Below are 8,626 nucleotides of genomic sequence, written 5' to 3'. Positions count from 1 at the left end.
CCCTTTGTGAAATTATTTTGAAAAAGCCACCGTGCGCTCGCGCGCACGGTGGCTTTGAACAGAATGGGCCGGGTGTTGCTATTGGCGCCCAGGCCACCGGCAACGCTTCCTCTATATATAGGAGCGCGTCACTTGCCGCCCACGGCAGCCTGCAACTGCTCGACCGGCACCGCGTCGGCCATTGCCGTGTAGCCCGTATCGCTTGGATGGATGCCGTCGCCGCTGTCGTATCGACGCTGCAGCACGCTCGGGCGCGCCGGATCGCGCAGCACCGCGTCGAAGTCGACCACGCCGTCGAACCCTCCACCACTCCGGATCCACCGGTTCACCTCGAGCCGGATCGCCTCGCGCCCGGCCGGCAACCCGGCCGGCGTGAGCGTCGCGCCAAAGACCTTCACGCCCTGGCGGTGTGCCGCGTCGATCAGCCGACGATAGCCGTCGATCAGCGACGCGGCCGTGACCTGCGTGTGCGGATGGTCGCAATCGAGCCCCGCGTGCGGCGGCATCGCTGCGAAGTTGATGTCGTTGATCCCGATCAGCACGACCGCGGCCTTCACACCCGAGCGCGACAGCGCATCGCGCTCGAACCGCGACGCCAGCGACGTGCCGTAGCACGCGGAATCGCTAAGCAGCCGGTTCCCGCTGATACCCAGATTCACGACGCCGATCGAATCGGCGCCCGACGCCGTCAACCGACGCGCCAGCGCGTCCGGCCAGCGGCGGTTCCGGTTCACGCTCGAGCGCAGCCCGTCGGTGATCGAATCGCCGATCGCGGCTACGCTGGCGCGCGCGGAGCCGGCCTCGACGGCCAACTCAGTCACCCACGCATACTGGGTAAAACGGGTACGGAACGTGGCGGCGCCCGGATCGTTCACGTGATCGCCCGGCGCAGAGACATAGTTGAACTGGTTCGACACGCGGTGCCAGACCATCATCCGTTGATTCGGTCCCATCTGGAGACTGATGGCATACGGTTGCCCCGCCGCCACGTCGACCGCAACCGGATCGCTTTCGAGTTCCTGGCCCGGCGCGAGCGTGACCGACGCCTTGCCGCCGAACCGGACCGGCACGGCCGCGCCGCCGGCGAGCGCAGCGCCGTCGCCGGCACGTGCGAGGCTCGCCGCCTCGACGACCAGCGGTGCGTGACCGTATGCATTGCTCATGCGAATTCGCGCCGCCCGCCCCGACACCGTCGGGTAGACGATCTGGCGCACGGTCCGCCCGGCCACGTCGGGTGCGCGATAGAGCGGCGGCGGTGCGGCAAGATCGGGAATCGGCTGCAACGCGGTCGCCCACGCGGCGACCCATCCGGTCGGCGCAGCCGAAGCCGCGAGCGGCGACACGAAAACGGCCGCGCCCAGCGCGGCCGCGGCGAAACTGCTTCGGAATGACATCGGCAAAATCCTCATCGGAAAGCGGGCATTGTGCCGCAGAAGACGCGGGACTCACGCGGCGGTCCGCACTCGCGCAGCCTGGTCGCGCCCCAACGTCCCTCGTTTACCCGAGTCTCGCCGCAAATCCGCAACAAATTTATTAACCGACCGGTCGGTTGGTTTATACTGCGCACACATTCAACCGGACGAGAATCTCGCCATGTACACGCAATCCCTCGACATCCCCGGCAACGTCGCGCCGCTCGACGCCGCAGCCGAGTCGCCCGAGCAGGCGCGGTTCGATGCGGTGATGGCCGCGGACGGCAAGATCGAACCGCAAGACTGGATGCCCGACGCCTATCGCAAGACGCTGGTTCGCCAGATCTCGCAGCACGCGCATTCGGAAGTCGTCGGCATGCTGCCGGAAGGCAACTGGATCTCGCGCGCGCCGAGCCTGAAGCGCAAGGCGATCCTGCTCGCAAAGGTCCAGGACGAAGCCGGCCACGGCCTCTATCTTTATAGCGCGGTCGAAACGCTCGGCGTGTCACGCGATTCGCTGATCGACGCGCTGCACGCAGGCAAGGCGAAATATTCGAGCATCTTCAACTATCCGACGCCGACCTGGGCGGATGTCGGGGTGATCGGCTGGCTCGTCGACGGCGCCGCGATCATGAACCAGATCCCGCTGTGCCGCTGCACGTACGGCCCGTACGCGCGCGCGATGATCCGCGTGTGCAAGGAAGAGTCGTTCCACCAGCGCCAGGGTTTCGACGCGCTGCTGTCGATGATGAAGGGCAGCGACGCGCAGCGTGCGATGGTGCAGCAGGCCGTGAACCGCTGGTGGTGGCCGGTGCTGATGATGTTCGGCCCGAGCGACGCCGATTCGGTTCACAGCAGCCAGTCCGCGAAATGGGGCATCAAGCGGATCTCGAACGACGACCTGCGGCAGAAGTTCGTCGACGCGACGGTCGACCAGGCGAAGGTGCTCGGCGTGACGCTGCCCGATCCCGACCTGAAATGGAACGACGCACGCGGCCACCATGACTACGGCACGATCGACTGGGACGAATTCTGGCGCGTGGTCAACGGCGACGGCCCGTGCAACAAGGAACGCCTCGCGACCCGCGTGAAAGCGCACGAGGACGGCGCATGGGTGCGCGAAGCCGCGCTCGCGCACGAAGCGAAGCGCCGCGCCCGCGCCGAACAGCACGCCGCCTGAGCGGCACCATCGAATTCAGGAATCAGGAGAAAGTGATGAACAAGGAATGGCCGATTTGGGAAGTGTTCGTGCGCAGCAAGCAGGGCCTCGACCACAAGCATTGCGGCAGCCTGCACGCGGCCGACGCGTCGATGGCGCTGCGCATGGCGCGCGACGTCTACACGCGCCGCCAGGAAGGCGTGAGCATCTGGGTGGTGCCGTCGTCGGCGATCACCGCATCGGATCCGAACGAGAAGGCCGAACTGTTCGAGCCGGCGGGCGACAAGATCTACCGTCACCCGACGTTCTACACGCTGCCCGACGAAGTCAACCACATGTAACGCCCGCGCCATGACGATCACGCCCGAACACCTCTCCTACGTGCTGCGCCTCGCGGACAACGCGCTGATCCTCGGTCAGCGCAATGCCGAATGGTGCGGCCACGGCCCGATCCTCGAGGAAGATATCGCGCTCACCAACATGAGCCTCGACCTCATCGGCCAGGCGCGCATGCTGTATACGCACGCGGCCGAACTCGAGCGCCAGCTCACCGGCGCGACGAAGACCGAGGACGACTACGCGTACTTCCGTACCGAGCGCGAGTTCGCGAACTTCACGCTCGCCGAGCTGCCGCACTACGGCCCGGTCTCCGGCACCGCGCACGCCGACAAGGACTACGCGGTGACGATCGTGCGCAACTTCCTCTATGCAGCGCTGATGCTGCACGTGTGGACCGCGCTGGAAACGTCGACCGACACGCAGCTCGCCGCGATCGCCGCGAAATCGGTGAAGGAAACCCGCTATCACGTGCAGCACGCACGCGAGTGGCTGGTTCGCCTCGGCGACGGCACCGACGAATCGCACCGTCGCGCGCAGGACGCGCTCGACTACCTGACCCCGTACACGCGCGAATTCTTCGCAGCCGATGCGATCGACGACGCAATCTCCGCACCGGGCATCGGCCCGGCGCCGGCCGCGATCGAAGCCGCATGGCGCGCGGAGGTGGACGATGCGCTCGCCGAAGCAACGCTCACGCTGCCGGCGCCCGTGATGCATGTGACGACCGGCAAGCAGGGCGAACACTCGGAGCACATGGGCTACCTGCTCGCGGAAATGCAGAGCCTCGCGCGCCAGCACCCCGGCGCGACCTGGTAACCGGCCAACGCCACGGAGCCCGACGATGTCCGTCCAGACCGCCGCACCCGCCGACGCCGCACCCGCCGCGCGTCACGACGATCCGCTGCTCGCCCGCGCATGGGACGTGCTCGAAGCCGTGCCCGACCCCGAGATTCCGGTCGTGTCGATCCGCGAGCTCGGCATCCTGCGCGACGTCCGCCGCGCGGACGACGGCCTGCTCGAAGTCGTGATTACGCCCACCTACTCGGGCTGCCCGGCCATGTCGCAGATCGCCGAGGATGTCGCCGCCGCACTGCAGGCGGCCGGCCTCCCGCCGCACCGGATCGAGACGGTGCTCGCGCCCGCGTGGACGACCGACTGGATCACGCAGGAAGCGCGCGACAAGCTGCGCGCGTACGGAATCGCGCCGCCGGTCGGCCAGTGCGGCAGCGCCGCGCCGCGGGAAAACGTCGTGCGCTTCGTGCCGCGACCGGTCGCGGCGCCGGCCTGCCCGCGCTGCGGCTCCGCCCGCACCGAGCGTCTCGCGCAATTCGCGTCCACGGCCTGCAAGGCGCTGTATCGCTGCGTCGACTGCCGCGAACCTTTCGACTACTTCAAACCCTACTGAAATGAAACAGCCCCCACGCTCTCTTCGTTCGCTGCCCCCCGAGGGGGCGGTCGCCCCCCTTGGGGCGACCCGGCGGGGGTCGACGACCCCGCAATTTCATCCGCTGCGTATCCGCGACGTGCGGCCCGAGACCGCCGACGCCGTCACCGTCTCGTTCGACGTGCCGCCCGAGCTGCGCGATGCTTACCGCTTCACGCAGGGCCAGTTCGTCACGCTGAAGACCCACATCGACGGCGAGGAGACGCGCCGCTCGTATTCGATCTGCGTCGGCACGACGGACTACGACCGCGACGGCGAACTGCGCATCGGCATCAAGCGCGTGCGCGGTGGCCGCTTCTCGAATTTCGCGTTCGATACGCTGAAGCCGGGCCACACGATCGACGTGATGACGCCGGACGGCCGTTTCTTCACGCACCTGAACGCCGACCACGGCAAGCAGTACGTCGCGTTTTCCGGCGGCTCGGGGATCACGCCCGTGCTCGCGATCGTGAAGACGACGCTCGAAGTCGAGCCGCGCAGCACGTTCACGCTGATCTACGGCAACCGCAGCGTCGACGCGATCATGTTCGCGGAGGAGCTCGAGGACCTGAAGAACCGCTACATGAACCGCTTCGTCCTCTATCACGTGTTGTCGGACGACCAACAGGACGTCGAGCTGTTCAACGGCGTGCTCGACCAGGCCAAATGCGCGGAATTCCTCGCTACGCTGATGCCGGCCGACGCGATCGACGAGGCGTTCATCTGCGGCCCCGCGCCGATGATGGATGCGGCCGAAGCCGCGCTGAAGGCGGCCGGCGTGCCGCAGGCGAAGGTGCATGTCGAGCGCTTCGGCACGCCGCTGCCGCAGGCCGGCGCGCCGGTCGTCGAGATCACCGACCAGACGCCGGCCGCCGACCTGGAAATCGTGCTCGACGGCAAGAAGCGCAAGCTGCGCCTGCCGTACGAAGGCGTGAGCCTGCTCGATGTCGGCCTGCGCGCGGGGCTCGCGCTGCCGTACGCGTGCAAGGGCGGCGTGTGCTGCACGTGCCGCGCGAAAGTGATCGAGGGCGAAGTGCGGATGGAGAAGAACTACACGCTCGAGGAGCATGAAGTGAAGGACGGTTTCGTGCTCACGTGCCAGTGCCATCCGATCAGCGACAAGGTCGTCGTGAGCTTCGACGAGCGTTGAGCGACATCGCGTCGCGGCGCCGGACGGTTTCTCGCCGTCACACATCTCGCTTACACTAGGGGCCGCCGGCCGGGTGGACATCGCAACGTTCACCCGGCCGGCGGCTTTCTTTTGTTGACGACAGGCCGATGAGTACCATTCATGTGATTCAGGGCGGCACCGCCGCCGCGTCGCTGAGCGAGGCACTCGCGCAAGCCGGACGCGACGAGCGCGTCGTCGGATTGCTCGACGATCTCGGCGTCGGGCCGCTGAAGGGCGCCGACGAGACGCCCGACACGCGCGCCGCCTTCTGGGAGCGCGTGCTCGGCGACCAGATTGCCGACTGGAACGCGGAAATCGACGACGAGTTCGCACGCCTCGACCAGCTCGCGATGGATACGGGCCAGGTGGTCGTGTGGCACGCGCCGAGCGTCGGCGACAAGCTGCTGCTGCGTCGCGTCGCCTACCACCTGCGCAACGTCCCGCAGCGGCTGAACGAGGTGCGGCTGTCGGCCGCCGACCTCGACACGGCACGGCGCACATCGCTGTCGCGCACCGACCAGGCGTGCTCGACCGGGATGTTCTCGCCCGCGGAACTGGCGCGGAAACGGCCGGTGGCCGCGCCGATCTCGGTGCTGCGGATCGGCCGCCTCGCGCTCGAATGGCAGGAAGCGAAGCACCTGAACGCCGAACTTCGCTATTGGGTCAGTAACACGATCAAGAGCGGCTACTACGCCGATCTCGACGCGCTGATCGTCGCGCGCGCGGAAACCGACTGGCTGCCCGCACGGCGCCTCGTCGGCAGCATCATGGCCGACGCCGACCGCGGCAGCCTGTTCGTCAGCGACTCGATCGCCTGGTGGCGCTGCCGCGAACTCGCGGCGGCCGGCCGGCTCGAGCTGCAGGACGACGCGCCCGCCGCCCTCTCTTCCACGCAGGTGCGCGCGGCCCGCGCGGCCACCACGCACCGCTAATCTTCCGCATTCGACCATGGCCCGTACCCGAGCGCCCGACCACGAATCCCAGCGCGAACAGATCCTCGATCTCGCCGCCGGGAAATTCGCGCAGACGAGCTACCCGAGCACGTCGATGTCCGATCTCGCGACCGCGAGCGGCACGTCGAAGGCACGCCTCTATCACTATTACGAGAGCAAGGAAGCGATCCTGTTCGACCTGCTCGACCGCTACACGAAGCGGCTGATGCTGATCATCGCCGAGGTCGAAGGGGCGAGCCAGCGGCGCGGCCTCAGCGAGCGCGACGCGTTCGCGGAGCTCGTGCGCGCATTTCTCGCCGAATACGAGACGTCGCACAGCCGTCATGTCGCGCTGCTCAACGACGTGAAGTATCTCGAGGACGCGCAGCGCGAGATCGTGCTCGACCGCCAGCGCGATATCGTCGCCGCGTTCACGCGGCAGCTCGCCCGCGCGTACCCGGATCGCATCTCGAAGGAAAACCAGACGTCCGTGACGATGATGGTGTTCGGGATGATCAACTGGACGTTCACGTGGCTGAAGCCGGGCGGCCGTCTCGGCTATCGCGACTTCGCCGAGCAGGTGATCGACCTGATCGAACGCGGACTGTCGACGGCGCCCTGATTGCCGCACAGCAGCAAGCGTTGCGCGACGGGCACACTGCGGCCGCTCGCCGCGCGTTTCATATGATGAATTTTAAATCCATTAAAAATCAAATAGATACGTAATTAACTAAGCGGATTTAGAATTCATCCTCCAGCATAAATAAGGTTAAATACGGGTTTTCCCCAATCCTGGGGCCGACGGTCGGGTAAAATGCTGTTGCGTTGCACAATCCGCTGTACGGTCACACATTGAGGAACCCACGATGAACACGCAATTGAACGGCAATGCCGATGTCGTCGGCACCGCCGGTAGTGCGCCGGTTCTCGTCAGGGAACTGGCTTCCAAAGACCGTGAGCAGATGCTCACCCACTTTCTCTCGCTCGACGAAGAGGACCGCCTGCTGCGCTTCGGCCAGATGGTGCCCGACCACGTGATCGAGAACTATGTTCGGACGATCGACTTCGGTCGCGACACCGTGTTCGGCGTGTTCGACCACGAACTCGCACTGATCGGCGTCGGCCACCTGGCCTACCTGCCGGCCGAGGGCGACAAGCGCACGGCCGAATTCGGCGTGTCGGTGCTCGAAAGCGCACGCGGCCGCGGCGTCGGCTCGAAGCTGTTCGAGCGCGCGGCGATCCGCAGCCGCAACACGCACGTGACGATGCTGTATATGCACTGCCTGTCGCGTAACGCGACGATGATGCACATCGCGAAGAAATCCGGGATGCGGATCGAGTACGCGTACGGCGAAGCCGATGCGTACCTGTCGCTGCCGCCGGCCGACCACTCGACGATCATCGCCGAGATGCTGCAGGAACAGGCCGCGGTGTTCGACTACGCGCTGAAGCGCCAGGCGCACCGCACTTCGAAGTTCATCGAAGCGCTGATGCCCGACGCGCTGACGGCGTAACGTCGGCCGACCGGGCGCGCTGCTGCGGCGTGCCCGGCCCCCTTTTCCCCTTCCTCCGCCATCGGCGCGCGCTAGCGTACCGAACGAATCGGCAACGCCGTCGTCTCCTTGAAGCATTCGAGCGAAAAGCTCGTCTTCACGTCGATGACCGACGGGTGATGCAGCAAGTGCTCCTGCACGAAGCGCGAGAAATGCGCCATGTCCTCGACCTGCACGCGCAGCAGGTAATCCATGTCTCCCGTCATCGCGTGGCACGCGACCACTTCCGGCCACGTCTGCACGGCCGCGCGAAACAGCTCCGCGTGGGTCGCGCCCGCGCGCGCCGACGTCTCGTCGGACCGCACCGGCGCCAAGCCACCGCGCTTCTCGAGCCGCACGCTCACGTACGCAAGCAGGTCGAGCCCGAGCTTCTGCGGATCCAGCAGCGCGACATAGCCGGTGATCACGCCGATCTCCTCGAGCCGCCGGATCCGTCGCAGGCACGGGCTCGGCGACAGGTTCACGCGCTCGGCGATCTCCTGGTTCGACAGGCGCCCGTTCTCCTGAAGAATCGCGAGAATCCGCCGGTCGATGGCATCCAATTCGGCTTGCGCCATCTTCTGCCCTCCAATGATTGTTTAGGGACTGGAAATTGCGTCATCGTAGGCACGGACGATTAAGTTCGCAAGTTTCCGCT

The 8,626-nt window shown here is 66.5% G+C and carries 10 protein-coding genes; 8 read left to right on the top strand and 2 right to left on the bottom strand.

What is annotated here, in order from left to right; all coding sequences use genetic code 11:
• Positions 1 to 128: 128 nt before the first annotated feature.
• A complete protein-coding gene (locus tag OEJ37_RS32005) occupies positions 129 to 1,394 on the bottom strand; it encodes an SGNH/GDSL hydrolase family protein (protein WP_263348958.1) in 1,266 nt (421 codons plus the stop codon).
• Positions 1,395 to 1,593: 199 nt separating this feature from the next.
• On the opposite strand from OEJ37_RS32005, the gene paaA reads away from it, so the two are divergent.
• From paaA to OEJ37_RS31965, 8 genes are all read left to right on the top strand, one after another.
• Positions 1,594 to 2,592 (top strand): 1,2-phenylacetyl-CoA epoxidase subunit PaaA, encoded by a 999-nt coding sequence (paaA, locus tag OEJ37_RS32000; protein ID WP_034183965.1) that lies wholly within the window; start codon positions 1,594 to 1,596, stop codon positions 2,590 to 2,592.
• 35 nt (positions 2,593 to 2,627) lie between these two features.
• A complete protein-coding gene (gene paaB / locus OEJ37_RS31995) occupies positions 2,628 to 2,912 on the top strand; it encodes a 1,2-phenylacetyl-CoA epoxidase subunit PaaB (protein WP_010092957.1) in 285 nt (94 codons plus the stop codon).
• 10 nt (positions 2,913 to 2,922) lie between these two features.
• Positions 2,923 to 3,726, top strand: coding sequence for a 1,2-phenylacetyl-CoA epoxidase subunit PaaC (paaC, locus tag OEJ37_RS31990; protein WP_263348915.1), 804 nt, complete (start codon positions 2,923 to 2,925; stop codon positions 3,724 to 3,726).
• A gap of 25 nt (positions 3,727 to 3,751) precedes the next feature.
• Positions 3,752 to 4,315: a 1,2-phenylacetyl-CoA epoxidase subunit PaaD gene (gene paaD, locus OEJ37_RS31985; RefSeq protein WP_175948699.1), complete on the top strand. Its 564-nt coding sequence runs from the start codon at positions 3,752 to 3,754 to the stop codon at positions 4,313 to 4,315.
• Positions 4,316 to 4,346: 31 nt separating this feature from the next.
• A complete protein-coding gene (gene paaE, locus OEJ37_RS31980) occupies positions 4,347 to 5,483 on the top strand; it encodes a 1,2-phenylacetyl-CoA epoxidase subunit PaaE (RefSeq protein ID WP_263348964.1) in 1,137 nt (378 codons plus the stop codon).
• A 128-nt stretch (positions 5,484 to 5,611) separates the two neighbouring features.
• Positions 5,612 to 6,436 carry a DUF1835 domain-containing protein gene (locus OEJ37_RS31975; RefSeq protein ID WP_175920850.1) on the top strand — a complete coding sequence of 275 codons (825 nt, stop codon included), beginning with the start codon at positions 5,612 to 5,614 and terminating at the stop codon, positions 6,434 to 6,436.
• A gap of 16 nt (positions 6,437 to 6,452) precedes the next feature.
• Positions 6,453 to 7,058: a TetR/AcrR family transcriptional regulator gene (locus OEJ37_RS31970; protein WP_152864803.1), complete on the top strand. Its 606-nt coding sequence runs from the start codon at positions 6,453 to 6,455 to the stop codon at positions 7,056 to 7,058.
• Between the two features lie 244 nt (positions 7,059 to 7,302).
• Positions 7,303 to 7,950, top strand: a complete 648-nt coding sequence (locus OEJ37_RS31965; protein ID WP_152864806.1) for a GNAT family N-acetyltransferase — start codon at positions 7,303 to 7,305, stop codon at positions 7,948 to 7,950.
• A gap of 71 nt (positions 7,951 to 8,021) precedes the next feature.
• Here the strand turns inward: OEJ37_RS31965 and OEJ37_RS31960 are convergent, their stop codons facing one another.
• Positions 8,022 to 8,546: an Lrp/AsnC family transcriptional regulator gene (locus OEJ37_RS31960; protein ID WP_175920848.1), complete on the bottom strand. Its 525-nt coding sequence runs from the start codon at positions 8,544 to 8,546 to the stop codon at positions 8,022 to 8,024.
• Positions 8,547 to 8,626 lie beyond the last annotated feature (80 nt).

This window comes from Burkholderia sp. BKH01, assembly GCF_025685725.1.
Classification (GTDB): domain Bacteria; phylum Pseudomonadota; class Gammaproteobacteria; order Burkholderiales; family Burkholderiaceae; genus Burkholderia; species Burkholderia pyrrocinia_C.
Note: the sequence above shows the minus strand (reverse complement) of the source record. Positions and strands in the feature narration are given on the sequence as shown.

Coding starts and splice junctions, on each gene's coding strand:
- OEJ37_RS31975 (WP_175920850.1), top strand. CDS start 5,612: ATGAGTACCATTCATGTGATTCAGGGCGGCACCGCCGCCGCGTCGCTG.
- paaC (WP_263348915.1), top strand. CDS start 2,923: ATGACGATCACGCCCGAACACCTCTCCTACGTGCTGCGCCTCGCGGAC.
- OEJ37_RS31960 (WP_175920848.1), bottom strand. CDS start 8,546: ATGGCGCAAGCCGAATTGGATGCCATCGACCGGCGGATTCTCGCGATT.
- paaA (WP_034183965.1), top strand. CDS start 1,594: ATGTACACGCAATCCCTCGACATCCCCGGCAACGTCGCGCCGCTCGAC.
- paaB (WP_010092957.1), top strand. CDS start 2,628: ATGAACAAGGAATGGCCGATTTGGGAAGTGTTCGTGCGCAGCAAGCAG.
- OEJ37_RS32005 (WP_263348958.1), bottom strand. CDS start 1,394: ATGTCATTCCGAAGCAGTTTCGCCGCGGCCGCGCTGGGCGCGGCCGTT.
- paaD (WP_175948699.1), top strand. CDS start 3,752: ATGTCCGTCCAGACCGCCGCACCCGCCGACGCCGCACCCGCCGCGCGT.
- OEJ37_RS31965 (WP_152864806.1), top strand. CDS start 7,303: ATGAACACGCAATTGAACGGCAATGCCGATGTCGTCGGCACCGCCGGT.
- OEJ37_RS31970 (WP_152864803.1), top strand. CDS start 6,453: ATGGCCCGTACCCGAGCGCCCGACCACGAATCCCAGCGCGAACAGATC.